The sequence below is a fragment of the Paenibacillus sp. GCM10023250 genome (assembly GCF_042653205.1).
In the GTDB taxonomy this organism is placed as follows: Bacteria; Bacillota; Bacilli; order Paenibacillales; family Paenibacillaceae; genus Paenibacillus_Z.
In genome coordinates this window covers 19,758-44,545 of the sequence record NZ_JBHSHY010000011.1, presented here as the reverse complement: position 1 = coordinate 44,545, position 24,788 = coordinate 19,758, and the positions used below count along the sequence as shown (strand labels likewise).

At 65.8% G+C, this 24,788-nt stretch carries 23 protein-coding genes; 20 read left to right on the top strand and 3 right to left on the bottom strand.

Translation table 11 applies throughout. From position 1 onward, the window contains the following. Positions 1-6: 6 nt before the first annotated feature. From phnC to ACFPB1_RS11255, 14 genes are all read left to right on the top strand, one after another. Entirely contained in the window at positions 7-795 is a 789-nt protein-coding gene (gene phnC, locus ACFPB1_RS11320; RefSeq protein WP_379225155.1) for a phosphonate ABC transporter ATP-binding protein, read from the top strand. Continuing rightward, on the top strand, positions 770-1,558 hold the full coding sequence (gene phnE / locus ACFPB1_RS11315; protein ID WP_379225153.1) for a phosphonate ABC transporter, permease protein PhnE: 789 nt from the start codon (positions 770-772) through the stop codon (positions 1,556-1,558). The genes phnC and phnE (ACFPB1_RS11315) overlap by 26 nt, the downstream gene beginning before the upstream one ends. Beyond that, positions 1,555-2,394, top strand: a complete 840-nt coding sequence (gene phnE, locus ACFPB1_RS11310; protein ID WP_379225151.1) for a phosphonate ABC transporter, permease protein PhnE — start codon at positions 1,555-1,557, stop codon at positions 2,392-2,394. Before phnE (ACFPB1_RS11315) ends, phnE (ACFPB1_RS11310) begins: the two co-directional genes overlap by 4 nt. A 16-nt stretch (positions 2,395-2,410) precedes the next feature. Then, entirely contained in the window at positions 2,411-2,851 is a 441-nt protein-coding gene (gene phnG / locus ACFPB1_RS11305) for a phosphonate C-P lyase system protein PhnG (RefSeq protein ID WP_379225149.1), read from the top strand. After that, a complete protein-coding gene (gene phnH / locus ACFPB1_RS11300; RefSeq protein WP_379225147.1) occupies positions 2,835-3,482 on the top strand; it encodes a phosphonate C-P lyase system protein PhnH in 648 nt (215 codons plus the stop codon). Before phnG ends, phnH begins: the two co-directional genes overlap by 17 nt. Before the next feature lie 6 nt (positions 3,483-3,488). Beyond that, on the top strand, positions 3,489-4,664 hold the full coding sequence (locus ACFPB1_RS11295; RefSeq protein ID WP_379225145.1) for a carbon-phosphorus lyase complex subunit PhnI: 1,176 nt from the start codon (positions 3,489-3,491) through the stop codon (positions 4,662-4,664). Then, the gene (locus ACFPB1_RS11290) at positions 4,615-5,523 is read left to right on the top strand and encodes an alpha-D-ribose 1-methylphosphonate 5-phosphate C-P-lyase PhnJ (RefSeq protein WP_379225143.1); all 909 of its coding nucleotides are present in this window, start codon (positions 4,615-4,617) and stop codon (positions 5,521-5,523) included. Before ACFPB1_RS11295 ends, ACFPB1_RS11290 begins: the two co-directional genes overlap by 50 nt. Then, positions 5,501-6,394: an ATP-binding cassette domain-containing protein gene (locus tag ACFPB1_RS11285; protein WP_379225141.1), complete on the top strand. Its 894-nt coding sequence runs from the start codon at positions 5,501-5,503 to the stop codon at positions 6,392-6,394. Before ACFPB1_RS11290 ends, ACFPB1_RS11285 begins: the two co-directional genes overlap by 23 nt. 14 nt (positions 6,395-6,408) lie before the next feature. After that, entirely contained in the window at positions 6,409-7,140 is a 732-nt protein-coding gene (gene phnL, locus ACFPB1_RS11280) for a phosphonate C-P lyase system protein PhnL (protein ID WP_379225139.1), read from the top strand. Between the two features lie 64 nt (positions 7,141-7,204). Beyond that, the gene (locus ACFPB1_RS11275) at positions 7,205-8,395 is read left to right on the top strand and encodes an alpha-D-ribose 1-methylphosphonate 5-triphosphate diphosphatase (protein ID WP_379225137.1); all 1,191 of its coding nucleotides are present in this window, start codon (positions 7,205-7,207) and stop codon (positions 8,393-8,395) included. A gap of 19 nt (positions 8,396-8,414) precedes the next feature. After that, entirely contained in the window at positions 8,415-9,401 is a 987-nt protein-coding gene (locus tag ACFPB1_RS11270; RefSeq protein WP_379225135.1) for a sugar phosphate isomerase/epimerase family protein, read from the top strand. Then, entirely contained in the window at positions 9,398-10,369 is a 972-nt protein-coding gene (locus ACFPB1_RS11265) for a PHP domain-containing protein (protein WP_379225133.1), read from the top strand. Before ACFPB1_RS11270 ends, ACFPB1_RS11265 begins: the two co-directional genes overlap by 4 nt. A 439-nt stretch (positions 10,370-10,808) precedes the next feature. After that, entirely contained in the window at positions 10,809-11,057 is a 249-nt protein-coding gene (locus ACFPB1_RS11260) for a hypothetical protein (protein WP_379225131.1), read from the top strand. Between the two features lie 227 nt (positions 11,058-11,284). Continuing rightward, positions 11,285-11,914, top strand: coding sequence for a nitroreductase family protein (locus ACFPB1_RS11255; RefSeq protein ID WP_379225129.1), 630 nt, complete (start codon positions 11,285-11,287; stop codon positions 11,912-11,914). Positions 11,915-12,431: 517 nt separating this feature from the next. Here ACFPB1_RS11255 and ACFPB1_RS11250 read toward each other — a convergent pair. Then, positions 12,432-13,301 carry an aldo/keto reductase gene (locus tag ACFPB1_RS11250; RefSeq protein WP_379225128.1) on the bottom strand — a complete coding sequence of 290 codons (870 nt, stop codon included), beginning with the start codon at positions 13,299-13,301 and terminating at the stop codon, positions 12,432-12,434. A 293-nt stretch (positions 13,302-13,594) separates the two neighbouring features. Next, positions 13,595-13,891 (bottom strand): hypothetical protein, encoded by a 297-nt coding sequence (locus tag ACFPB1_RS11245; protein ID WP_379225126.1) that lies wholly within the window; start codon positions 13,889-13,891, stop codon positions 13,595-13,597. A gap of 323 nt (positions 13,892-14,214) precedes the next feature. Here ACFPB1_RS11245 and ACFPB1_RS11240 point away from each other — a divergent pair, with 323 nt between their 5' ends. Then, entirely contained in the window at positions 14,215-15,012 is a 798-nt protein-coding gene (locus ACFPB1_RS11240) for a transglutaminase domain-containing protein (RefSeq protein WP_379225124.1), read from the top strand. A 231-nt stretch (positions 15,013-15,243) separates the two neighbouring features. Here ACFPB1_RS11240 and ACFPB1_RS11235 read toward each other — a convergent pair whose 3' ends face one another. Then, complete coding sequence (locus ACFPB1_RS11235) at positions 15,244-16,098, bottom strand: AraC family transcriptional regulator (RefSeq protein WP_379225122.1); 855 nt, start codon at positions 16,096-16,098, stop codon at positions 15,244-15,246. A 138-nt stretch (positions 16,099-16,236) separates the two neighbouring features. Here ACFPB1_RS11235 and ACFPB1_RS11230 point away from each other — a divergent pair, with 138 nt between their 5' ends. The 5 genes from ACFPB1_RS11230 to ACFPB1_RS11210 all read left to right on the top strand — a co-directional run bounded on the left by ACFPB1_RS11230 (position 16,237) and on the right by ACFPB1_RS11210 (position 24,665). Beyond that, on the top strand, positions 16,237-18,633 hold the full coding sequence (locus ACFPB1_RS11230; protein ID WP_379225120.1) for an alpha-L-rhamnosidase C-terminal domain-containing protein: 2,397 nt from the start codon (positions 16,237-16,239) through the stop codon (positions 18,631-18,633). A gap of 186 nt (positions 18,634-18,819) precedes the next feature. Next, entirely contained in the window at positions 18,820-19,449 is a 630-nt protein-coding gene (locus tag ACFPB1_RS11225) for a hypothetical protein (protein ID WP_379225118.1), read from the top strand. After that, entirely contained in the window at positions 19,439-22,765 is a 3,327-nt protein-coding gene (locus ACFPB1_RS11220; RefSeq protein ID WP_379225116.1) for an ATP-binding protein, read from the top strand. The genes ACFPB1_RS11225 and ACFPB1_RS11220 overlap by 11 nt, the downstream gene beginning before the upstream one ends. Further along, the gene (locus ACFPB1_RS11215) at positions 22,762-23,997 is read left to right on the top strand and encodes a histidine kinase (RefSeq protein WP_379225114.1); all 1,236 of its coding nucleotides are present in this window, start codon (positions 22,762-22,764) and stop codon (positions 23,995-23,997) included. The genes ACFPB1_RS11220 and ACFPB1_RS11215 overlap by 4 nt, the downstream gene beginning before the upstream one ends. Then, positions 23,994-24,665: a response regulator gene (locus ACFPB1_RS11210; protein ID WP_379225112.1), complete on the top strand. Its 672-nt coding sequence runs from the start codon at positions 23,994-23,996 to the stop codon at positions 24,663-24,665. The genes ACFPB1_RS11215 and ACFPB1_RS11210 overlap by 4 nt, the downstream gene beginning before the upstream one ends. Positions 24,666-24,788: the final 123 nt, after the last annotated feature.

Sequence of the window (24,788 nt, the reverse complement as noted above, 5' to 3'; positions counted from 1 at the left end):
GCGAGAATGGCTTCGTTATTGGAAATCCACGGCCTGAGCAAAGTGTACGCGGACGGCACGCCGGCGCTGAAGGACGTCAGCTTCTCCGTCCGGCGCGGCGAGTTCGTGGCCGTCATCGGGCCGAGCGGCGCGGGCAAGAGCACGCTGCTGCGCTGCATCAACCGGCTCGTCAGGCCGAGCGGCGGCGAGATCCGCTTCCAGGAGATCGACGCGGCCGGCGCCTCGCGCCGGCAGGTGCGCCAGCTGCGGCGCCGGACGGGCATGATATTCCAGCATTATAACCTGATTCAGCGCGTGTCGGTGCTGCGCAACGTCCTGCACGGCCGGCTCGGCTACATGAACGCGTTCAGCGGCTCGCTCGGCCTCTTCTCCCGCAAGGACGTCGAGGACGCGAAGCGCATCCTGCACCGGCTCGGCCTGTCGCAGCAGATGTACAAGCGGGCCGACGAACTGTCCGGCGGCCAGCAGCAGCGGGTCGGCATCGCCCGGGCGCTGTCGCAGCAGCCGGAGCTTATCCTGGCCGACGAGCCGATCGCGAGCCTCGACCCGGTCACGTCGCGGGCGATCATGGAACACCTGAGCGACATCTGCCGCGCGGACGGCATCACGTGCATCGTCAACCTGCACCAGGTCGCGATGGCCCGCGATTACGCGACGCGCATCATCGGCATCCATAAGGGCGAGGTCGTCTTCGACGGCCTGCCCGGGGAGCTGACGGAAGACGTGATTCACCGGATCTACGGCGCCGCGCCGGATGGGAGGGAGCAGGGTGGAGAAGCGCTTGCTGGAGCTTAGGCGGCAGAAGCGGCTGCAGACGCTGCTCGGCGCCGCGCTGGCGCTCGCGCTCGTCATCGTCTCGTCCGCGCGCACCGGGTTTACGCCGTACACCGTGTTTCAGGGCGTCGGCGATATGTTCAAGTTCGTCGTGAACGACTTCCTGCCGCCCGACCTCTCGACGCTGAACGAGCTGCTCGGCCCCGCGCTCGACACGATCTACATGAGCTATATCGGCATGGTGGTCGGTGCGCTCGTGTCCGTCGTGCTGGCGTTCCTCGCGGCGCAGACGACCGCGCCTCATCGCGGGGTGCAGGTCGCGACGCGCGCCTTCGCCTCCGTCATGCGCAACATCCCGACGATCATCTGGGCGATCGTGCTCGTCGCCGCTTACGGCCTCGGCACGCTGGTCGGCACGCTGGCGCTCATCATCACGGCGATCGGCACGCTGACGCGGGCGTACGCGGAAATTTTGGAGGAAATCGACATGGGCCAGGTGGAGGCGGTGCGCGCGACGGGCGCGTCGTACTTCCAGGTGCTGGGGCAGGCGGTCATCCCGCAGTTCTTCCCCGGCTTCGTCGCCTGGTCGCTGTACAAGCTGGAGCTGAACGTCCGGTCGTCGACGATCATCGGCATGGTCGGCGGAGGCGGGCTCGGCTTCGTCATTCAGAAAGGACTGAAGCTGTTTCAGTTCAAGGAAGTAAGCCTGGCGGTCATCCTGGTGCTGCTGCTCGTGGCGGGCACGGAATTCGTGACCAGTAAAATCAGGGAGAGGATCCTATGAACCCGGAATACGCGACAGGCTCGAAGCTGCTGGGCCGCGAGGAGGCCCGGCAGCCCGCAGGCGCGTTCGGCGAGCCGCCCAAGCGGCGGCGCGACCCCGTGCTGACGGGCGCGGCGATCTTCGGCGCCGCCTTCTTCGTCTTCTGTCTCGTCAAGATGAATTTCGACTATTCGCTGTTGTCGCACGGCACGGGCAAGCTCTTCTCGATGCTCATCGAGATGCTTCCGCCGAACCCCGCGGAATGGACGTACGTGCTGAAGGCCGCGCTGGAATCGCTCGAAATCGCCATCGTCGGCACGGCCGTCGCCATCGTGATCGCGTTCTTCCTGTCTTTCCTGGCCGCGGCCAACGTCTCCCCGCACACCGCGTGGGCGGTCAAGGGACTGGCTTCGCTCGTCCGGGCGATTCCCACGCTCGTCTGGGCGCTGCTGTACATCGTCGCCGTCGGCATGGGGCCGCTGCCGGGCATCCTGGCCATCGCGACGCACGCGGTCGGCATGCTGGTGAAGATGTTCGCGCAATCGATCGAGGAAGTGAACCCCGGCGCCATCGAAGCGCTGGAAGCGACGGGCGCCGGCCGGCTGCAGGTCATCGCGCAGGGCATCCTGCCGAACGTCATGAGCTCGTTCGTGGCGTGGAGCGTGTTCCGGCTCGAGATCGACATCGGCGAGTCGACGATTCTCGGCGCGGTCGGCGCGGGCGGGATCGGCTTCGAGATCGCCAACGCGATGCGGATGTACGAGTTCGACAAGACGCTGTTCGCGGCGCTTGTCATCTTCGCCATGGTGTTCAGCGTCGAGTGGCTGAGCAACCGGATGAAATTGAACGTCAAGTAGGAAGGAAGGGCAAACGATGAAAAAATACCGGATCACCCGCATCTTGATCGAAGGCTCGCCGTCGCTGCCGGACCGGCTGGCGCGCGACATTCTGGAACGCTACGACGTCGCCGTCGTGAAAGCGCCGGAGAACAGCCTCGTGCTGACGAAAGCGCGCGACTCGGTGTCGCAGGAGCCGTTCTACCTGACCGAAGTGCTCGTGACGGAGTGCACCGTCTCGATCGACGGCACGTTCGGCTACGGCATTCTGATGGGCGACCGGCCCGAGCTGGCTTACCGGCTCGCGGTCGTGGACGCGGCGTATAACCGGCAGCTGCCGGAGACGCACGGCTGGGAGGCGCAGCTTCTCGCGGAGGAGCGGGAGCTGCTGAAGCGGCGGCTGAAGGAGCAGGAGCTGACGCTGGCCACGAAGGTGGAATTCGAAACGATGGAGGAATCGTATGACCGCGCAAAATGAGACGCTGTTCGACCCCGTGCACGATACGCAGCTCTTCTATCGCGAGCTGCTGGACGCATTCGCCGAGCCGGGCACCGTCAAGACGGCGCGCCGTCTGACGGCCGGAACCGCGGAGCTGGAGCCGGACAGCCGGCTGGCCGCCGTCATCGCGCTGACGCTGCTTGACAGCGAGGTGCGCTTCGCGGCCGAGCTCGAGGATAAGGAGCGGCTGACCGCGTTCATCCGCATGCACACGTTCGCGCGGCCGGCGGAGCCGGCGTGCGCGGATTATCTGTTCGCCGACGGGCGCACGGCGCCGCCGGCTTGGGCGGACGCGGTCGGCGTCGGCACGCTGGCCGAGCCGGAGCGCGGTGCCACCGTGTTTCTGCTGGTGGACGACCTGGCGGACACGGCCGAAGCCGAGGAAGGCGCCGCCGCGGACGGCATGCGCCTCGCGCTGTCGGGTCCCGGCGTGCCGGGCGAGCGGACGCTGGCCGTGACCGGCCTGCACGCGGCATGGCTGGCGCGCCGGGCCGTCTGGAACGCCGAATATCCGCTCGGCGCGGACGCGGTGCTGTTCACCGCATCCGGCAAGCTGGCCGCGCTGCCGCGCACGACGCGCGCATCGTCCAAATCGGATCAAGGAGGTTGAGGCATCATGGCATACGTAGCCGTAACGGGCGGAAGAGAAGCCATCGAACAAGCTAGCGAACTGAACCACTATTACCGGCTGAAGGACGCGGAGGACATCCTGCCGCTCGGCGCGGTCGAGAAGCAGCTGCGGCTCCTGATCGACAAAGTCATGGGCGAAGCGGGCCTGTACGCGCCGGAATACGCCGCGCTCGCGCTGAAGCAGGCGGAAGGCGATCCGGCGGAAGCGGTGTTCCTGCTGCGGGCGTACCGGTCCACGCTGGCGCGCAACCACGTCTCGCGCGTGACGGACACGTCGTCGATGCGCGTCATCCGGCGCATCTCCTCGTCGTTCCGCGACCTGCCCGGCGGGCAGGTGCTCGGGCCGACCTACGATTACACGCACCGGCTGCTCCATTTCGGCCTGCGCCGCGAAGGCGCGCAGGACGCGCGGGCGTTCCTGGACCGCTTCCTGCAGGCGGAACGCCGGGAGCTGACCGAGGAGCCCGAATTCCGCAAGGTTGCGGATCTGCTGCGCGAGCAGGGGCTCATGCCGCCGCTGAGGGCGGCGCGCGACACCGAGCCGTTCGACGTGACGCGGCGCAAGGTGATCCTGCCCGCCTCCCGCTCGGCGCGGCTGCAGATGCTGGCCCGCGGCGAGACGGGCGCGATGACGGCGCTCGCGTACAGCTCCATGCGCGGCTACGGCGCGGTGCATCCGACGATCGGCGAGCTGCGCGTCGGGTACGCCGAAGTGACGATCGACCACCCGTACGGCGCGGGCGACGACCCGGAGGACCGCCTGTATCTCGGCGAGCTGCTGGCGACGGAGGTCGAGACGATCAACTCGTTCAAGCAGGACGCGTCGTCCGGCGAGGTGCATTTCGTCATGGGCTACGGGCTCGTGACAGGGCAGAACGAGCTGAAGGCGATCTCCATGGCGATTCTCGAGCGCAGCCTCGATACGGAAGGGACCGCGCCGGCGCAGGACGAGGAATTCGTGCTGACGCACATCGACGGCCTGGAATCGACGGGCTTCGTCTCGCACTTGAAGCTGCCGCACTACATTACGTTCCAGTCGTCGCTCGACCGCATCCGCCAGGCGCAGCGCGAGAAGGAACGGGTCGCGAAGGAACGGAAGGAGGAATACGAAGATGGACAACAGCAGCAACAACCGGCCGGCGCAGCTCCCGGCATTTCCTGAGCGCGCGTACAATTTCGCCTTTCTCGACGAAGGCTCGAAGCGAGAGATTCGCCGCAAGACGCTGAAGGCCGTCTGCATTCCCGGCTATCAGGTGCCGTTCGCCTCGCGCGAGCTGCCGATCGGGCGCGGCTGGGGCACGGGCGGCCTGCAGCTGACGCTCTCGCTGATCGGGCGGGAAGACGTCGTCAAGGTCATCGACCAAGGCAACGACGACAGCGTCAACGCCGTCAGCATCCGCAAGCTGATCGAAGAGACGAGCGGCATCGCCACGACCGAGGACGCGGAGGAAGCGAGCGTCATCCAGTCGCGCCACCGGGTGCCGGAGGACAAGCTGCGCGCCGGACAGATTCTGGTGCTGCAGGTGCCGCAGCCGGAGCCGCTCCGCAAGGTGGAGCGCAGCGAGCGCAACACCCGCCGGCTGCACGCGGAGATGGATTACAGCGCGATCTGGCTGACCTTGTACGAGAGCATCGTCAAATGGGGCAGCATCACCCTCGGCGCGGACTACCCCGTCCTCGTGCACGGCCGCTACATCATGGCGCCGAGCCCGATTCCCCGCTGGGACAACCCGAAGCTGCACCAGGCCGAGCATCTGACGCTGCTGGGCGCGGGCCGGGAGAAGAAGATCTACGCGGTGCCTCCGTATACCGACGTCGTGCCGCTGCAGTTCGAGGATTATCCGTTCGAGATCGAGCGCTTCGAAGGCAAGTCGTGCCGCCGCTGCGGCAGCGCCCATACGTTCCTCGACGAGGTGACGGACGGCGCGACCGGCGAGATCGTCCACCAATGCTCCGACACGGCCTACTGCCGGAAAACGACGGAAGGAAGGGATTCCCATGCCGCAACCATCCACGCTTGACCTCGGTCCTGCTGCCGCGCGGGACGCGGCTGCCGTGGACGAACGCCCGATTTTGCAAGTCCGGAATTTGAATAAACGGTTCGGCGGCGGCTGCGCGCGCTGCTTGGCGCCGGACGCCGCCTTCCCGGGCAACCGCTGCCCGCAGTGCGGCACGGTCATGGCCTGCATCGACATGAACTTCGACCTCTATCCGGGCGAGATTCTCGGCGTGGTCGGCGAGAGCGGCTCGGGCAAAAGCACGATGGTCCGCAGCCTGTACTTCGACGAAGAAGCGACTTCCGGGGAAATGTTCATCTCGACGTACAAAAACGGGGAAAGCAATCTGCTGACGGAATCGGCGCAGCAGAAACGATATATTCGCAATCATGTCATGGGCATGGTGTATCAGAACCCTTACCTCGGGCTGCGCATGTCGTACTCGAGCTCGGGCAACATCGCCGAGAAGCTGTTCGCCGCCGACCGCTTCCACGTCGGCCGGATCCGCGAGCGGGCCATGGAGCTGCTCGGCCGGGTGGAAATTCCGCTGAACCGGATGGACGAAGCGCCGAAGCGCTTCAGCGGCGGCATGCAGCAGCGGGTGCAGATCTCCAAGGCGCTGGCCAACAATCCGCCGCTGCTGCTGCTCGACGAAGTCACGACGGGGCTCGACCTGTCCGTGCAGGCACGCGTGCTCGACCTGATCCGCAGCCTGCGCCGCGAGCTGAAGGTGGCGATGATCGTGGTTTCCCACGACCTCGGCGTCATCCGCATGCTCGCCGACCGGACGATGGTGCTCCGCCAAGGACGGATCATCGAGATGGGCTTGACCGATCAAATCCTGGAGGACCCGCAGCACGCCTACACGCAGCTGCTGGTTCACTCCTTGCTGTAGGGGAGGCATCGCATATGCTGGAGGTTGTTAATCTAAGCAAGTCCTTCGAGCTTCACGTCTCGCAGGCCGGCAAGGTGAACCCGATTCAAGGGCTGTCGTTCGGCATCGGCCAGGGCCGGTTTCTCGGCATCGCCGGTCCGAGCGGCATCGGCAAATCGACGATCTTGAAATGCATCTACCGAACGTACATGCCGAGCTCCGGCGAGATCTGGTACGAGTCGCTGCACGAAGGCCGCGTCGATCTGGCGCAGGCCGACGAGCGGCAAATGATCCGGCTCCGCGAACGTGAGATCGGGTACGTCTCGCAATTCCTGAAGGTCATTCCGCGCGTGCCGGCGGTCGACGTCGTGGCGGAGCGCCTGCTGCCGTTCGGCTGGACCCCGGCGGACGCGCGCCGGGAAGCGGAGACGATGCTCGAGGCGCTGCGCATTCCGCGGAAGCTGTGGCAGGCGTTCCCCGCCACCTTCAGCGGCGGCGAGCAGCAGCGGGTCAATCTCGCCCGCGCATTCATCGTGCGGCCGCGGCTGATGATCCTGGACGAGCCGACCGCGTCGCTGGACCGCGACACGACGGCCGCGGTGGTCGGGATGCTGCGGGGCATGAAGCGCGAAGGCACGACGATGGTCGGCATTTTCCACGACTGGGACGTCATGGAGCAGGTCGCCGACGACATCGTGGACATCGGCCGCGCCGGCGGCGCGGCGGTCCGTCCGGAGCGCGAGGCCGCGGCGGCGCGGACCGAATAGCCTTGCCGGGCGCCGGCGGCGCCCGCGGGCGGCAAGCAAGCGAATGAGGAGGAGCGAACAAACTATGAAGCGTACGCAACGGATTTGCGGCGGCAACATCGTGACGCCGGACGGCGTCATCCGCGGAGGCACGCTGACGATCGAGGACGACGCGATCGCGGAGGTGCGCTCCGGTCCGGCCGGACAGGCGCAGCCGGGGGATATCGATGCTTCGGGCCTCTGGGTGCTGCCGGGCATGATCGATTCGCACAGCGACGCGATCGAGCACGAGATTTTCCCCCGTCCGACGAGCTGCCTGCCGATGGATATTTCCTTCTACGAGCTGGAACGGAAGCTGGCGGGGCAGGGCGTGACGACGATTTACCATTCCTTCAGCCTATGGGGCGACAACCGCAGCAACGAAGCGCGGAAGAACGCCAGCGTGCGCGAGTACGTCCGCAATATTCGCGAGCTGAAGCGCGAGAAGCACATGCTGCGGCATAACGTCCACGTCCGTTTCGAGATGACGAACGTGCCGGGCGCGGCCTATGTGGAACGCTTTCTGACCGACGGTGATATCGACCAGCTGTCCTTCATGGATCACACCCCGGGGCAGGGGCAGTACCGGCAGCCGGACGTGCAGGTCAAGTACATCATGGAGAAGCAGAACAAGACCGAAGCGGAAGTGCTCCGCCAGCTGGAGGAACGCAAAAATTTCCCGAAGGTGGATCAGGACGAACTGATCCGGCTCGCGGCTTTGGCCCGCGCGCAGGGCATTCCGCTCGCCTCCCACGACGACGATACGCTCGAGAAGCTGGACCGCGTCGGCGAATGGGGCGCGACGATCAGCGAATTCCCGATCACGATGGAGGTGGCGGCCGAAGCGAAGCGCCGCGGCCTGCACGTCGTGATGGGCGCGCCGAACGTGCTGCTCGGCCGTTCGCACAGCAATAACTTGTCGGCGCTGGAGGCCATTCAAGCGGGCGTCGTCGACATGCTGTGCTCCGATTACTACCCGCCGTCGCTGCTGCAGTCGGTGTTCCTGCTGCACGGCCTCGGCTATGACCTGCCGTATGCGGTCAATCTGGTCTCCCGCAATCCGGCGATCGCGCTCGGCATCGACGGCTTGACGGGCTCGCTCGAAGCGGGCAAGGCGGCGGACATCCTGCTCGTCGGCCTGCACCGCGGCCGGCCGATGACCGAGAAGGTGTTCGCGGGGGGCAATCTCGTGTGTCAGATGGCGTACCGCCCAAGCATGGCAGTCTCTTCAAAGTAGGGAAGGATGTGCTTAAAGGATGCATATTGAAGCGATGGGCGTCGGCCTGCTGTCGAACGACCTCGTGAACGCGCCGGAGCGGCTGGAAGCCAAGCTGGCGAAGATCGAGGAGCTGGGCTTCCGGTCGGTCGAAATTCCGATCCACGGCATGAACGTGATCGTGAACGGACGCTTGCTGGAGGCGCGGCTCGAGCGGTACGTCAGATTGTTCAAGCAGTTTTCGCTGCGGGTGACGACGCATGCCCCGTTCGAAATCAATCTGTTCCGCCAAGAGGGGCTGTCCAAGGACCGCCAGGTGCTGCTGGCGGCGATCGAAGCGAGCGGCGCCCTCGGCGCGACCGCGATGGCGTACCACCCTGCCCGCTATGTCGGCGAGGAGGAGCTGCTGTACCGCCACGAATGGCGGCCGTATTCCGCGGAGGCGGAGGAGCGTCTGCTGGAGCAGGAGCGCGAGGAGCTGCGGCTGGCGGGCGACCTGGCGCGGATGCGCGGCGTCCGGATCGGCATGGAGAACATGCGCCCGTACCTCGACTGCCCGCATTACTGCTACGCTGTCCGGCCGTCCCGGCTGGCGGAGCAGCTGCTGCGGATCGGCCACGGCTCGATCGGCCTGACGCTGGATACCGGGCACCTGCTGCTCGCCGCGCGGATGTACGGCTTCGATCCGCTGGAGGAGCTGGCGGCGATGGCGCCCCATGTGTTCCATCTGCACGTCCACGATAATTTCGGCCAGCCGAACTTCTCGCTGGAGAAGAACCAGTACGATCTCATCCCGCACGGGCGGGGCGACATGCACATGCCGATCGGGGAAGGCGAGGTGCCGTTCCGCGACATCGCGGCGGCGCTGGCGCCGCATTTCCGCGGGACGTTCGTCCATGAGCTGCGCGAGGCGTACGAGCCGGCTTGGCCGGAGCTGATCGGCCGGACGGCGTCCCTGCTGCCGCAGGGATCGGTGCTCGGCGCAAGCTTGCGGGCGCATGCCGAGATGGAAGGAGCGGGCCGATGAGCGGCATGCCTGCGATGCCGGACCGCCGCGGCGGGGCGGCGGCACCCGAAGCCGGGCCGCTCGGCAAAGTCGACCTGCACTGCCATACGAACGCGTCGGACAACACCTTCGGCGCGGCGGACGTGGTGCGGCAGGCGGCCGAGGCGGGGATCGCGGCGCTGGCCATCACGGATCACGACACGACGGCAGCCGTGGCGGAAGCGGCGCGCCTCGGCCGGAGCCTCGGCGTGGACATCGTGCCGGGCATCGAAATTTCCGCGTACGACTACGAACGGAAGCGGCGGGCGCATATTCTCGGCCTGTACATCGACCCGGCGCATCCCGCGCTGGCGGCGCTGTGCGATCCGATCGTCGAACGCCGCACCCGGCTGTCGTACGAGATGACGGAGCGCCTCGCGGCCGCCGGCTACGATATCGCGTGGGACGACGTGCTCCGCCATGCGGGGCCAGGCGGCGCCGCGTTCAAGCAGCATATCATGCACGCGCTCGTCGACCGCGGCTGCGCCAAGCAGCTGTTCGGCGAGCTGTACCGCCGGCTGTTCTCCCGCGGGGAGAATGGCGAGTCCGGCATCGCGCATCTGCCGATGCAGTACGTCGACGCGCGCGACGCGATCCGCGCCGTGCTCGCGGCCGGCGGCATTCCGGTGCTGGCGCATCCCGGGCAGCTGGGGAATTTCGAGGCGATCCCGGAATGGGTCGACTGCGGCCTGCAGGGCCTCGAGGTGCTGCACCCGTCGCACAGCGAGGAGGATCGGAGCCGCGCGGCGCGGGCGGCGGCCGAATACGGCCTGCTCGTCACCGGCGGCTCGGACTTCCACGGCGGCTACGGCGACGCGCGCTGGCCGCTCGGCAGCATGGACGCCGGCGCCGCATGCTTGGCGGCGCTGCGGGAGCGGGCGTGGGAGCGGCCCGCGCGGATGCGGGCGCGCGGTAGGGCGGCGCGAGCCGGCCAAGGTCATGTATGGTGACCTTGGCCGGCTTTTTTGCCTTGCGGCGCCGGGGGCGCGTGGCGGCTGTCGCGGCGCTGTACCTGTGCAGGCCTGTGAAGCCCGGCCGTGTTGCCGCATGACATCGCGTAGATGCGCTAATGCTCCACGATCCCGGCCACACGTTCCGCTATTTTACAAATTTGACTCGTTTTCCTGATTAAGCGGCCACACGTTCCGTTATCGCATGTCAAAGCGGTTGTTTGGCCGGATATCGAGGCTAATAAGCGCGCCTGTGTCCGCGAAACGCCAAAATTTACTGAATTCGGCGAAATAACGGCTCCTGTGTCCGCGTAATCCGGCGTTCAGCTATCTAGTCCGCAAAGCAGAGAGTCCGGTGCGCAGAAAAGGGGAGCTGCTCGCCCCACGCCGCCGCACTTCTCATAGATGCGCTAAGGTTGCGCGATCCCGGACACACATTTTGCTATTTCACCAATTTGACGCGATTTCCGGATTAAGGCTCGTCGTGCAGGGCGACCGGGATCACGAGCGGCTGCTGGCGCAGAACCGCGAGCTGCAGCAGGCGGCGCCCTCGCAGTCGTTCGTACCGGACATCGGCGGCGACCACGTCTTCGGGACGGCCGATCCGTACGCGGGCACGACGCCGGAGCTGGACCTTGCGTTCGAGGCGACGGAGACGTTTTTGCAGCGGGCGTTCGCGCTCGATTGAGCCGTTCGTCGGGCGGCGGGCGGTTAGCCGGCTCTTATGTGTTCGGATCGGCGCATCGCCGGGCGCCGTCTCGCGTGGCCGGGCCGCGCATGGCTAGGTTCCCGGCGCGCATGCCGGGCCGCGCATCGCATTGGAGCGCGTATCGGACGGACGAACCTTTTGGCCGGCGCGAACGTGATTTATACTAGAGAGGCTTAGCGTTTTACTATGGAGAGGAGACAAGAGAGATGACAACCCCGACTACGCCCGCAAACGCAAACGGCGCCGCCGATTCGTACAGCCCGGAGGTGGCCGCGAACCGGGTGCCGGACTATCCCGTCCATCCGCTTATTTTGAACCGCTGGTCGCCGCGCGCGTACGCGGATCGTCCGGTATCGGACGAGACGCTGCACACGATTCTCGAGGCCGCCCGCTGGGCGCCGTCCTCGGGCAACGGGCAGCCGTGGCGCTTCTACGTCGCCCGCACCGAGGCGGAGCACGAGGTGTTCCGCTCGTTCATTCTGCCGGGCAACCGGCTGTGGACCGACAAGGCGCCGGTGCTGCTGCTGCTCGCCTCCGACCGGCTCCGGGAGAACGGCAACCCGAACGGCGCGCACGCGTTCGATGCCGGCGCCGCCTGGGGCATCCTGGCGCTGCAGGCGAACCTGCTCGGCCTGTCGACCCGCGCCGTCGGCGGATTCGACGCGGCCAAAGCGCGCGAGGCGCTCCGCACGCCGGAGCGGATCGCCCTGCACGCGGTCATCGCGCTCGGATACCGCGGGGATGTAGAATCGCTGGACGACACGCTGCGCGAGCGCGAGGTGCCGAACGGCCGCAGGCCGCTCGCGGAATCGCTGCTGGCGATTCCGACGGAATGACCGTCGGGCGCCGGATTGCGCGCCTGCCCGGAGTAGACTGCCCCGAGGTTGGGGCAGTCTTGTTAATTTGGCGGTAGATGCGGGGCAGTCTGCATGGGACGGGGCGTTTTGGCAGGAGAAGGCGGCGAGATCACCTGCATGGTGCGGAGTACATTGTGGTTTGGATGAAGAGGGTGATTTGGTAACCTGCCTGGCGGGAATAGTCGAAGAATCCGGGCAAGAAGGTGATCCAGTAACCTACATGAACTCGAGACTCGCGGAATCCGGGGCAACGGCACCTCGGATGCGATGAGCGGCTGCGGCTTGCCAGGAGGACGGTATGTCGGAGGCTTGGGGACCGGGCCTTGGCCGCCGGTTTGCCGGCAGCCGGGTCCTACGGCGGCGGCATCCAGCGAACAATTAGCGGCAGCAGCAAAAAAACGGCCGTTCGGGCGGGAAGCCCGAACGGCCGTTAGCATGCGGTGCCGCGCGGACGGCGGCCGCGAGGAGACTCGCGAGCGCCAGCCCGGACGCGCGGCTACTTCACGAGCGCGGACAACGCGGCGAAGTCCTCGTCCGAGAGCGCGACGCCGGCGGCGGCGATGTTCTCCTCGACGTGCGCCACGCTCGACGTGCCCGGAATCGGCAGCATGGCCGGCGAACGCTTCAGCAGCCAAGCCAGCGCGATCTGCGACGGCTTCGCGTCGTATTTTTTGGCGATAGCGTCCAGCGGACCGCCTTCCTTCGCGAGCGCGCCGGTGGCGAGCGGGAACCACGGAATGAACGCGATGCCGTTCGCCTCCGCGTAGTTCAGCACCTCTTCGGACTCGCGGTTCGAGAGGTTGTACAGATTTTGCACGGAAGCGATCTTCGCGATGGCGCCCGCGGCCTTCAGCTCGTCCACGCCGACCTGGCTCAGCCCGATATGGCGGATCTTGCCTTCCTGCTGCAGCAAGGCGAGCTCGCCGATCTGCTCTTCGAGCGGCACCTTCGGGTCGATCCGGTGCAGCTGCATAAGGTCGATGCGCTCCACGCCGAGATGGCGCAGGTTGAGCTCTGTCTGCTGGCGTAAATATTCCGGACGGCCGACCGGCTTCCAGACGTCCGGGCCGGAGCGGGTAAGGCCCGCCTTCGTGGCGATGACGATGCCGCCCTTGTACGGATGCAGCGCCTTGCGAAGCAGCAAATCCGCGGTGAACGGCCCGTAAGCGTCGGCCGTGTCGATGAAATTGACGCCGAGCTCGGCGGCGCGGCGCAGGACGCGGACGGCCTCGTCCGGATCCTTGGGATCGCCCCAAACCCCGGGGCCGGTCAGCTGCATCGTGCCGTAGCCGAGCCGGTTGACGGACAGATCGCCGCCGACGGCATACGTGCCCGAAGCGGCTGCGTTGGACTGTGCGATAGACATAACGATAACCTCCTGTACGATGGAATGGAACGTGCAGCTGCAGGGACGATGACAGCATGCTGGGAGCGATTGGCTTGCCCCGTCGCCAAGATTGTAGTGCAAGGGCCGTGCAAATGCAAATCCGCGCGCCAAAACCGGTCCGGAAGACCGGCAGCCCCGCGCGAGCCTGCCGATAACGCGAAAAAACCCGGCGCGGGGGCGCCGGGCTTCTCGCTGCGATGGCTGCTGCGAAGGAAGGAGCGTGCACGGGTACGGCTGCAGCGTTCGGTAGGACGTCTGGGGAGATGGCGGAATCAGCGTTTTTTGGAACGTTTTTTAGCGGACGATTTGGACGAAATCGTGGCGCGTTTGCCGCCGCGAACCATGACGTCCTTCTCGGTGAACACGTAGGATTTGTGGTAGACCGGGCAGCAGTGATGTTGTTTGACGACCTCTACCTGTTGGATGACGTTGACCAGTTGAGGGTGGTAGTAGTTTTCGTACAGCGTGACCGGCGGATCGAAAACGGATTGGGTCGGGCAGTCGGGACAGAAATGTGCATCGGCGGCGCCCATGACGTGGGTTGGGTTATATGGGTGCATATAGCTCATCTCGTTTCATCTCCTTTCTCTCGCTCGATTCCCTATATCCTATGTCGCTGGAAAGGAAGTTGTCTGTATGTTCGCCATGGAAGGACATTGGCCTCCGGGGATGGATGCCGGGCCAGGACAGCGGCCGGGAACCAGTTCGCAATGCGCGCGGGTATCGCCGCATGGACCGCGCGTTCCATCTCGCGGCTCAGGATCGAATCGGGAAGCGAAACGAACGCCTAATAGGGGAACCTCGTATAGCCCGGCATGTTCGGATCGCCCAATTTCTGGGCATACATAGTAGAGAGACATGCTATGGAACGGAGTCGAAAGGGGGAGGACGCATGCTGCGGCGATTGGGCCGTATCGCGCTGGCCGCATCGGTATTGTTCGCGGGGCTCGGATTCGACGGCAACCGCATCGGCGCGGCGTCCTCCGGGCAGATGGGCGGCGCGATCTACACGGAACTGGAGCAGATGGGCGACGCGATCTACGCGGAGCTGGAACAGCGCAAGACCGATATCGCCTTCGCGTATGCCGGCGACCGGGAGGAGCTGTCCGCGGGCATTGCGGCGCTGCTGAAGGAGACGCTCGCGCGGGACGATTATGTGGCGTACAACGTGGACGCTTATCTGTATACGATCCGCCGGCGCGGCGCGGCGGCCGACGTCCGCGTGGAGGTCGCGTACCGCGAAACCGCGGCCGAGACGGCGCGGGTGGACGAGCGGCTGCGCGGCGTGCTGCCCGCGATTCTGAAGGACGCCGCCGGCGAACGGGAGCGCGTCCGGGCGATCCACGACTGGATCGTCGCGCATGTCGCGTACGACACGGCGCTGCGGCATTACACCGCCTACGACGCGCTTGCGGCCGGAACCGCGGTATGCCAGGGCTATGCGCTGCTGGCGTACCGCATGCTGAAGCTCGCCGGCATCGAGACGCGGATCGCGGAAGGCCGCGTGGACTCCGGCAGCCATGTGTGGAACCTCGTGAAGGCGGAAGGCCGGTGGTACCATATGGACACGACTTGGGACGACCCCCTGCCGGACCGGCCGGGACAGGCGAGACATGCCTATTTCCTGAAATCGGACGCGGTCATGCGCAAGGACCATACGTGGACGAAGGCGTATCCGCCCGCGGGATAAGCGGCCGGCGCGACATCCCGAACAGCCTCGGCTCCGTGCCGGGGCTGTTCGCGTCTCGTCTCGCGGCCCAGCAGTGCGGCCGCCGCGGATCGCGCGAAGCACCTGGCCGCGCGCCCGTCCGTGCGTCCGGCGGCGGCCTGTTGTCGCCCCCGTCCGCCGGAGCCGCCCGGTTCCCGCGCGCGCCCGCGGCGCCCGCCAGTTCGCCCGGCAATCGGGCCTGCGCCGGCTGGATCAGAGCCGGCCGGGCTCGCCCGGAACCTCCGCCGGGTCGGCCGCCGCGCGCCGGAATTCGCCCGGCGTCATGCCGAACCGCCGCCGGAACAGCGTGCGGAAATGCTTCACGTCCGCGAAGCCGCATTCCAGCGCCGCGTCGCGGACGGACAGGTCGCCGGCGCGGAGCAGGCGGCCGCAGCGCTCCAGCCGGTACGCGTTGACGAAGCCGGCGAAGCTGTCGTTCGCGTGGCCGCGGAACAGCCGGTTAAGCGTGCTGCGGCTGATGCCGAGCTTTGCAGCGGCGGTGTCGAGCGTGATTTTGTCGCGGTGATGCAGGTGCACGTATTCGACGGCCTCCTGCAGCAGCCGTATTTTTTTGCGGCTCCCGTAGTTTAGGTCCGCGCGCTGCTCGATCTGCCGCCCGAGCTCGGCCAGCAGCGCGAGCATGTACCCCCTGAGCTTGGTCAGATAGGCCGGCTTCTTCGCCTCGTATTCCCGCAGCATGGCCTGCATGAGATAGTCCGTTTCCATGCCGTCCCCGGAGAAATATTTGCGGCTCGACAGCAGGGAGCGCACGTCGTAATCGACGAACGCGGGCAGGAACAGGCAGTCGATCCATTCGAAATACGGCGTGATCGGCTCGAACGAATGCGTGTCGCCGGCTTGGATGACGAACGCGTCGCCCGCCCCGGCCCGGAACGTCTTGTCGTTCACGCGATGGATCGCCTTCCCCGAACGGACGTACAGCAGCTCCACGAAATCGTGCGCGTGCGCGCCGACGGACCGGTACAGCCCGTTATGCAGCAGATGCACGCGGATGCCCTCGTCCGGCCGGATCAGCTGCGCGTGCGTGAATTTTCGCTTCTCCGCCATCTCGCGTTGTCCCCCCTCGATCGAACTGAACCGATATGCCCTTTCATTGAATCGATAACCCCGCTTTCCTTCGTTGTAACTTTCTATAATAGAAATGTCAAGCGCTTTCATTTTGGATACGGAAGGAAGAGGTGCGAGATGGAACATCAGCATGCCTGGACGGCAAAATGGATTCGCCCGGACGCCGGCTCCGGCCTTGTGTCAGAGCGGATGCAGCAGCGAACGCTGTACCGCAAAACGTTCGACGTCGCCGATCCCGCCGCGGCCGAGCTGCTGGCGGACGTGACCGCCGACAGCAAGTACCGCCTGTACGTCAACGGAACCTTCGTGCTGCGCGGCCCATGTAAAGGCGACAATTGGCGCCATTATTACGATACGGTCGATCTGGCGCCGTATTTGCGCGAAGGACACAACGCGATCGCGGTCGAAGTCGTGCATTATCCGAGCCTCCTGACGGGCGGCGGCTCCGACGGCGGCCCGCTGTCGGAATGGCGCGCGGACGCCGGGGGCCTCTGGCTGCAGGGCCAGCTGAAGGACAAGCAAGGCTCGGCGCTGGCAGCCCTGGACACGGATGCCTCGTGGAAGCTGCTGCCGTGCGACGCGGTCCGGATCGGCCGGGAGACCAAGACGCTGTTCGTCGGCGGGACGGAGGAAGTGCGCGGCGACCGGATTCCGGCCGGCTGGCGCGAGGCCGGATTCGACGATTCCGCGTGGGACGTCTGCGCGCGGCCGCTCGCGCCGCTGGACCGCTTCTGGGGCCAGCTGATGCCGTGGCAGCTGACGCCGCGCCCGATTCCGCCGCTGCGGGAGACCGAGCAGGACTTCGCGCGGCTCATGCGCGCCGAAGGCCTCGCGGCCGAGGAGAAGAGCCCGGCCGGCGGGCTGTTCCCGCTTACGGTGCAGCCGGGCGAGACCGTCGCGCTGGAGCTGGACGCGGGCCGGCTGACGACGGGCTACGTCCAGCTGGCGGTGCAGGGCGGGCGCGGCGGCCGGATCGAGCTGCTGTACGCGGAAGCCTACGAATTCGCGCAGCCCGAGCTGCACGGCGGCGTGCGGAAAGCCGTCCGCGACGACATGGCCGGCAAGACGCTGACCGGCAACGACGACCGGTTCTTCCCGGCGGGCTGGGGCACGTCCGGGGAGCCGGAGACGTACGAGCCGATGGGCCGCCGGGCGTTCCGGTTCGTCCGCGCCGTCATTCAGGCGGGCGACGCGCCGCTGACCGTGGCGCGGCTCGGCTGGCGCGAGACCGGCTATCCGCTCGAGGAGCTCGGCGCCGTGCGCAGCTCGGATCCGCTGACGGACGACATGTGGCGCATCAGCTTGAACACGCTGCGCGGCTGCATGCAGGACACGTACGAGGACACGCCGTACTACGAGCAGATGCAGTACATCATGGACGCGAAGTCGCAGGCGCTGTTCACGTACGCGGTCAGCGGGGACGACCGGCTCGCGCGCAAGACGATCGACGATTTCCACAGCTCGCTCATGCCGTCGGGCATGCTGCAGAGCCGCTATCCGTCCGTGTCGCGGCAGGTGATTCCGGGGTTCGCGCTGTTTTGGGTCCAGATGGTGCACGACCATTACGCGCACTTCGGAGACGGGCAGCTCGTCCGCCGCTACTTGCCGACGATCGACGCCGTGCTCGGCTGGTTCGACCGGCGGGTCGGGGACGACGGCCTCGTCGGGTACATTCCCGAGCCGTATTGGGCGTTCGTCGATTGGGTGACGGCGTGGCACGACAACGCGGGCGCGCCGCCCGCACGGCATAACGGGGCGCTCACCGTGTATAACGCCATGTACGCGCTGTCGCTGCTGCAGGGCGCCGAGCTGAACGAAGCGGCGGGCCGCGGGGACACGGCGGCGGAATACCGCGCGCGGGCGCTCGCGGTCAACGCGTCGATCCGCGGCGCGTGCTACGACGCGTCAGCGGAGCTGTACCGCGACGGGCCGGACGTGCCGATGTTCAGCCAGCACGCGCAGATCTGGGCGGTGCTCTCCGGGGCGGCCGAGGGCGAGGAAGCGCGCGGCTTGCTGGAGCGGACGCTGGCGCGCGCGGAGCTGCCGGCGACGTCGTTCTCCATGAGCCACTACACGTTCCGCGCGCTGGCGAAAACGGGCCTCTACGCCCGGACCGAGCAGCTGTGGAAGCCGTGGAAGGATCAAATCGCGCTCGGGCTGACGGCGTGGGTCGAGGACCCGGTCCATCAGCGGAGCGATTGCCATGCCTGGAGCGCGCTGCCGCTGCACGAGTACGCGGCCGAGACGCTCGGCGTCCAGCCGGAACGGCCGGGCTTCGCGGCGATCCGCATCGCGCCGAAGCCGGCGGGCCAGGAATGGGCCGAGGGCACCGTGCCGACGCGCCAAGGCAGCGTGCAGGTCCGCTGGGAGATCAAGGACGGCCGCTTCGCGCTGCTGGCCAAGGTGCCCGCAGGCGTGCCGGCGGTGGTCGTGCTGCCGGACGGCTCCCGCCACGAGGCCGCGCATGCCGACATCGCGCTGTCGTGCCCGCTCCCCGCGGCGGCTCGGAAGTAGCGCCGGCGGCTTTGCCGGGACCCGCAGGCTTCTTACGCAATATTCAAATCTGCATGGCATAACCTTGGCTCCCGCTTCGGCGGGGGTCAAGGTTTTTTGCCGCTGCGCTCTGCACGCCCGGCGGAAGATTTGCTACAATGAAGAAGTCAATGCACGTATTTTTCCATCGTACCGAGGAGGAAAATGATGAAAACCAAACGCGTTACATACGATGAAATTAAAGGAAGCTTGCAGACGGGGGATCTGCTGTTCTGCCACGGCATCTTTACGGAGGCCCTCCAAGTGGAGGTGATGCAGGGCTCGCCCTGGTCGCATATCGGGATGGTGGTTCGCTTGCCGGGCTTCGAAGAGCCGCTCCTCTGGGAGTCGACCACGACGCAGACGCTCGAGGACGTGATGGAGCACCGGATCAAGACAGGGCCGATGCTCGTCACGCTCAAAGAACGGATCGCCACGGACGTCAGCGACGGCTATGACGCCCTATTCGCATTCCGTCTGCTGTCAGGGGAACGGAACGATGCCATGCTGGCGAAATTGAAGGCGTTCATCGAGGAAGTGCACGAGGCGTCGTTCCCTTCGCTCGAACGAATGGCGTTCGAATTGCTCGAAGGCAAGCTGCTCCGCGTGCAAGCGGGGTACAAGAGCTTCTTCTGCAGCGAGCTGGTCACGGAAACGTACATGCGGCTTGGCATCATGGACAGATCGATGCCGTCGAACAGTTACCGGCCGATCGACCTCTCGGACAGAACCGACCTCCCGCTCGCGGACGGCTACGCGCTCGCGGACGAACTGCTGACCTTGCAGGATGTCGAATAGCGCACGGCTGCTGCTGCTGATCCTGCTCTTCGCGATCGGGCTGGCCGGCTGCGCCGTGCGCCCGGCCGGCGCGGAGCCGGCTTCGTCCCCCCGGGCGGATCGCGGCATGCTGGATTTGACGGGCTGGGATGCCCGGCAGGACGGGGTCGCGGCCCTGAACGGCGAATGGGCGTTCTACTGGTCGGCGTTATTAACGCCGGACGACTTTCGCGGCGGCAGCGCCCCGCAGCCAACCGGATATTTTACGGCGCCCGGCTATTGGAATCGTCATGCGGCGGGCGCGAATTATCCGGCCGACGGCTATGCGACCTTGCGCTTGAACGTGCGGACGGCTCCCCAGGGCGGCGTTATGGCCCTTAAGGTGAACAACATTTTCTCCGCCTACCGGATCTGGGTCAACGGCGAGCTCGTCGCCTCCGCGGGCCAGGTGGGTACGGACAAGGGGACCACGGTGGCGCGGCAGATCGTGCAGACGGCGCCATTCCGCGTCGAGCCGGGCCGGCAGGAGCTGGAGATCGTCGTTCAGCTCGCGAATTACAGCTATACGAAGAGCGGCTTCCAGAACGCCATTCAATTGGGCTCGTACGCGCGGATCGAAGCGCTCTACCGGCGGAATATGGAAGGGACGTTCATCGCCTTCGGGGCGTGCACGATCATGGCTTTGTACCATCTTGTGCTCTATGCCCTGCGGCGCCGCGAGCATTCCGCGCTCTACTTGGGGCTATTCTCGCTGTTCGTCGCCATCCGCATTCTGTTCGTGAACGATCGTTACATCTACAATTGGTTCCCGGACATGAACTGGGAGCTGTTCTGCAAAGTCCCTTATGCCGTGTTCTTCTTCTGCAGCATTATAATCACGACGTTCGTGCGTTCGCTGTACCCCCGTTACTTCGCCCGGCCGATCGTCGTTGCGGTGCAGCTGACCGGAGGCGCAGCCACGCTGTTCTGCCTGCTCACGCCGCAGCGGTGGTACGACAAACTGCTCATCCCTTTCGAGCTGCTGGCCTGCGCCCTCATCGTGTATACGTTGTGCGTGCTGATTCGGGCGATGCGGGATCGCCAGGCGGGCACGCTGACGTTTTTGATCGGCTTTGCGGGCCTGTCCGGCACGATCGTTCACGATTTCCTGTATATGAGCGAGAAAACCCATCTCGGATCGCTCACTCCGTATGGCCTCTTGATCTTCATCGCGATGCAGTCGCTCATTCTGGCGGGGCGGTTCGTGCGCGCCTTCACGGAAGTCGAACGGATGTCCAGCCGGCTCCTGGCGATGGATAAGACGAAGGATGAATTTCTGGCCCAAACGTCGCACGAGCTGCGGACGCCGCTGCACGGCATGATCGGGCTGTCCGAATCGCTGATCGACGGCGTAGCCGGCAAGCTTCCGGAGCAAGCCGTGCATAACCTGCAGCTGGTCGTGTCGAGCGGCAGGCGGCTGGCTGCGCTCGTCGGGGACGTATTGGATTATTCCCAGCTGAAGCACAAGGACCTGCAGCTGATCCGTACGGATATCGATTTGCGGAGCGCCGTCGACGTCGTGCTGCAGCTAAGCGAACCGCTGCTGGGCGGCCGAAGAGTGCGGCTGGCGAACGACGTACCGGCGCGGCTGAACGTCTCGGCCGACGAGAACCGGCTGCAGCAGATTCTGCATAACCTGATCGGCAACGCCGTCAAATTCACGGATTCCGGCCGCATCGCGGTATCGGCGTCCGAAGCGGGAGACGCCGTCGAAGTTCGGGTAACCGATACGGGCAGCGGCATCCCGGAGGCGGTCCGGGCGCGCATGTTCGACGCCTACGAGCAAGCCGGCGGCATCCGGCGGGAAGGAACGGGGCTCGGCTTGGCCGTCACGAAGAAGCTCGTCGAGCTGCATGGCGGGACGATCGGCATCGAGACGCCGCCGGACGGAGGAACTTGCGTCGTGTTCACGCTTCCCCGGCCGGCGGCCCGGCTATCGGCGCCGGCGCCGCAGGCGGCAGCGGCCGGCAGAAGCCCGGAAGGCGGGACCGCCAATCCGGCGGATCCGGACTTCACGGACGCGGATGCGATCCGCGACCGGGGAGCGGAAGAGGAGGACGGCGGCCGTATCTCCGGCGCGCGCATCCTGATCGTGGATGACGAAGCGGTCAATCTGCAGGTGCTTCGCAATCACTTGACGATGGACGGCTACGAGGTGATCGAAGCCGCCGATCCCGAGGAAGCGATGATTCGCCTCGAATCGGGCTTCAAGCCGGACCTCGCGATCCTGGACGTCATGCTCCCGCGGATGTCGGGCTTCGCGCTGTGCGCGCGTATCCGCGAACGGTATTCGGCCGGCGAATTGCCGGTCATCTTCTTGACCGCGAAGCCGCTGGACGTCGACGTGATCGAAGGCTTCGACGCCGGCGCGAACGATTATTTGACGAAGCCGGTCGTCAAGCGCGAGCTGCTGGCCCGCATTCGGCTCCACTTGCAGCTGGCGCATTGGAATCGCGCGCTCGAGCGCCGCGTCAAGGAACGGACCGAGCAGCTCGAGGAAGCGCTCGCCTCCCTTCAACAAGCCCGCAGCCGGTTGATTCAGGCGGAGAAGCTCGCTTCGCTGGGCGAGCTGGTCGCGGGCATCGCGCACGAGATGAACAGCCCGATCGGAATCGGCGTGACGGCCTCGTCCCATCTCGCCGAGCGAACGAAGGCGCTGCTCGCGCGTTACGGCCAAGGCCCGCTGCGCAAGAGCGAGCTGGAGGCGTACTTGGCCGAATCCTCGGAAACCGCCGACATCTTGCTCGCCAATTTGCGGCGAGCCGAACGGTTGATCGCCGCCTTCAAGCAGGTGGCCGTCGACCAGACCTTCGAGGAACGCCGCTCTTTCAATGTAAGAGCGTACATGGAGGAGATCCTGCTAAGCATCTCGCCGAAGCTGAAGCCAAGCGGGCATCGCGTCGTGCTGCACATCGAACCGTCGCTCGAGACCATCGGCTACCCGGGGGCGTTCTATCACATCATGACCAACCTGCTGCTCAATTCGCTGCTGCACGCCTACGACGACGGTACAGAAGGAACGATCGTCATTCGCGCCGAGGCCGACGCGAAAGCGCTGACCGTGACGTACGCGGATGACGGCAAAGGGATCGAACCGGCGTTGATCCCGCGGATCTTCGATCCGTTCGTGACGACGAAGCGCGGCCGGGGCGGAACCGGCCTCGGACTCAGCGTCGTGTATAACCTGGTCGTGCAGACCTGGGGCGGAACGATCGTCTGCGACAGCGTGGCAGGACACGGAACGGCGTTTCAACTGGTATTGCCGTTACCACACGCAACATTGGAGGGAACGGGATGAGCGATAGCTTGATCGACGCGTCCGACGCGCTGCAATTGATCGCCGACGACGACGCCGAAGAAGAAGCGGCGCTGTATTGGAAATTTCTCATCGTCGACGACGATCCGGATATTCATAAAGTCACGAAGCTGGTGCTGGAGGGGCATACGTTCGAAGACGGCAAACTGCAGTTCTTCAGCGCGTATTCGGCCATCGAGGCGATCGCGTACCTGGAGCGGCATCCCGACATCGCGGTCGTGCTCCTGGACGTCGTCATGGAAGAAGACGATGCCGGCCTGAAGGTCGTCAAGCTCGTGCGCGAGCAAATGGGCAACCGGCTGGTGCGGATCATTCTGCGGACCGGGCAGCCCGGGCAAGCGCCCGAGCATGCGGTCATCCGGTCCTACGATATCAGCGATTACAAAGAAAAGACGGAGCTGACCAGTACGAAGCTGTTCAGCACGGTGTACACGTCGATCCGCACGTATAAGTATTTGAACAGCATCGCCGCCGCCCACGATACGCTCGAGCAGCGCGTGCGCGAACGGACGCGGGAGCTGGAGGCGCGCGCGCGCGAGCTGCAGGCGTCCACCCGGGACACGTACGAAGCGATGATGGAGGTGTCGGTCCTGGAGGAGCGCAACCGGATCGCGCGGGATATCCATAATGTCGTGGGCCACACGCTCACCGCCGCGGTCGTGCAGCTCGAAGCCGGGAAGCACTTGGTCGGCATCGATGCCGCTCGGGTGTCCGAGAAGATGGATCTGGCAAGCCAGCTCGTCCGCAAAGGGCTCGACGAAATCCGCAGCTCGGTCCATCAGCTGGCGGACGAACGGGAAACCGTCGACCTGCAGCGGGACCTCGCCAGGCTAATCCGGGACACGGAGGCGCATGCCGGCGTCCGCATCGAATGCGAGATCGAGCCGATGCCGAAGCTGAGCTTCTTCCAGGTCAAGCTGCTCTGCCATGCCTTGCAGGAGGGCCTTACGAACGGCATTCGCCACGGCAGGAGCACGCGCTTCCGCTTCGAGCTCGCTTACGCTCCCGGCGACCGCCGCATCGCGTTCTCACTGCGCAACGACGGTCTCGTGCCGCATACCCTTGCCTTCGGCTTCGGTCTTGGCGCCCTGCGGGACCAGGTCGAGCTCGCGCACGGCAGCTTATGCCTGGAGGCGGCTCCGCAAGGGGGAATGGAACTGCACATCCTGCTGCCGATAGCGGGCGCGGCTCCGGGATCGGAGGCGCTGCCATGAAGCCGCTGCGCCTGATCATCGCCGACGATCAAGCCCTGATGCGCGATGGGCTTCAGACGATCCTGGAGCTGCAGCCGGACCTGGAGGTGGCGGGGACGGCGGAGAACGGGCTGCAGGCGCTGGAGATGGCTCGCGCGATGAAGCCGGACCTCGTGCTGCTCGACATCGAGATGCCCGTCATGAACGGGATCGAATGCACGCGCCGGCTGAAGGAGGAGGCGCCGGACACGGTCGTTCTCCTGCTGTCCACCTTCGCCGAAGACAAGTACATCCTCGACGGGCTCTCGAACGGCGCCAGCGGCTACCTGCTTAAGGATATGGAAGGCCATCGGCTCATCGAAGCGGTGCGCGACGCCGCGAGCGGCAAGCTGATGATGCCGGCCGTCATTGCCGCGAAGCTGGCTGCCAACCTCGCGCGCCGGACGACGGAGGACGAACTGGACGCGGAAGCCCGCGGCAGCCTCCGCCGGGAGCTCCGCCTCACCGAGCGCGAAGGGGATGTCGCCAAGCTGATGGTCCAAGGCAAGACCAACAAGCAGATCGCCAAGGAGCTGTTCATGCACGAGGGAACCGTCCGCAATTACGTGAGCGTGATCTATTCCAAAATCGGCGTAAGCGACCGCGCCAAGGCGCTCCTGGCCTTGCAGGAATGGCTGTCGCGGCCGTAAGCGCTGCGCTCGCAAGCTCTAATTTCATATAAGCATCACTTTCATAAGCTTCGATCTCATTTAGCATCCGAACCGGAAACGGTCGGATGCTTTTTTTATGTCACATGACAAAATCGATGACGG

Bases quoted from the DNA above. Each gene is read 5' to 3' on its own strand.
- phnC (WP_379225155.1), top strand. From the start codon at position 7: ATGGCTTCGTTATTGGAAATCCACGGCCTGAGCAAAGTGTACGCGGAC.
- phnE (WP_379225151.1), top strand. From the start codon at position 1,555: ATGAACCCGGAATACGCGACAGGCTCGAAGCTGCTGGGCCGCGAGGAG.
- phnG (WP_379225149.1), top strand. From the start codon at position 2,411: ATGAAAAAATACCGGATCACCCGCATCTTGATCGAAGGCTCGCCGTCG.
- phnH (WP_379225147.1), top strand. From the start codon at position 2,835: ATGACCGCGCAAAATGAGACGCTGTTCGACCCCGTGCACGATACGCAG.
- ACFPB1_RS11295 (WP_379225145.1), top strand. From the start codon at position 3,489: ATGGCATACGTAGCCGTAACGGGCGGAAGAGAAGCCATCGAACAAGCT.
- ACFPB1_RS11290 (WP_379225143.1), top strand. From the start codon at position 4,615: ATGGACAACAGCAGCAACAACCGGCCGGCGCAGCTCCCGGCATTTCCT.
- ACFPB1_RS11285 (WP_379225141.1), top strand. From the start codon at position 5,501: ATGCCGCAACCATCCACGCTTGACCTCGGTCCTGCTGCCGCGCGGGAC.
- phnL (WP_379225139.1), top strand. From the start codon at position 6,409: ATGCTGGAGGTTGTTAATCTAAGCAAGTCCTTCGAGCTTCACGTCTCG.
- ACFPB1_RS11275 (WP_379225137.1), top strand. From the start codon at position 7,205: ATGAAGCGTACGCAACGGATTTGCGGCGGCAACATCGTGACGCCGGAC.
- ACFPB1_RS11270 (WP_379225135.1), top strand. From the start codon at position 8,415: ATGCATATTGAAGCGATGGGCGTCGGCCTGCTGTCGAACGACCTCGTG.
- ACFPB1_RS11265 (WP_379225133.1), top strand. From the start codon at position 9,398: ATGAGCGGCATGCCTGCGATGCCGGACCGCCGCGGCGGGGCGGCGGCA.
- ACFPB1_RS11255 (WP_379225129.1), top strand. From the start codon at position 11,285: ATGACAACCCCGACTACGCCCGCAAACGCAAACGGCGCCGCCGATTCG.
- ACFPB1_RS11250 (WP_379225128.1), bottom strand. From the start codon at position 13,301: ATGTCTATCGCACAGTCCAACGCAGCCGCTTCGGGCACGTATGCCGTC.
- ACFPB1_RS11245 (WP_379225126.1), bottom strand. From the start codon at position 13,891: ATGAGCTATATGCACCCATATAACCCAACCCACGTCATGGGCGCCGCC.
- ACFPB1_RS11240 (WP_379225124.1), top strand. From the start codon at position 14,215: ATGCTGCGGCGATTGGGCCGTATCGCGCTGGCCGCATCGGTATTGTTC.
- ACFPB1_RS11235 (WP_379225122.1), bottom strand. From the start codon at position 16,098: ATGGCGGAGAAGCGAAAATTCACGCACGCGCAGCTGATCCGGCCGGAC.
- ACFPB1_RS11230 (WP_379225120.1), top strand. From the start codon at position 16,237: ATGGAACATCAGCATGCCTGGACGGCAAAATGGATTCGCCCGGACGCC.
- ACFPB1_RS11225 (WP_379225118.1), top strand. From the start codon at position 18,820: ATGAAAACCAAACGCGTTACATACGATGAAATTAAAGGAAGCTTGCAG.
- ACFPB1_RS11220 (WP_379225116.1), top strand. From the start codon at position 19,439: ATGTCGAATAGCGCACGGCTGCTGCTGCTGATCCTGCTCTTCGCGATC.
- ACFPB1_RS11215 (WP_379225114.1), top strand. From the start codon at position 22,762: ATGAGCGATAGCTTGATCGACGCGTCCGACGCGCTGCAATTGATCGCC.
- ACFPB1_RS11210 (WP_379225112.1), top strand. From the start codon at position 23,994: ATGAAGCCGCTGCGCCTGATCATCGCCGACGATCAAGCCCTGATGCGC.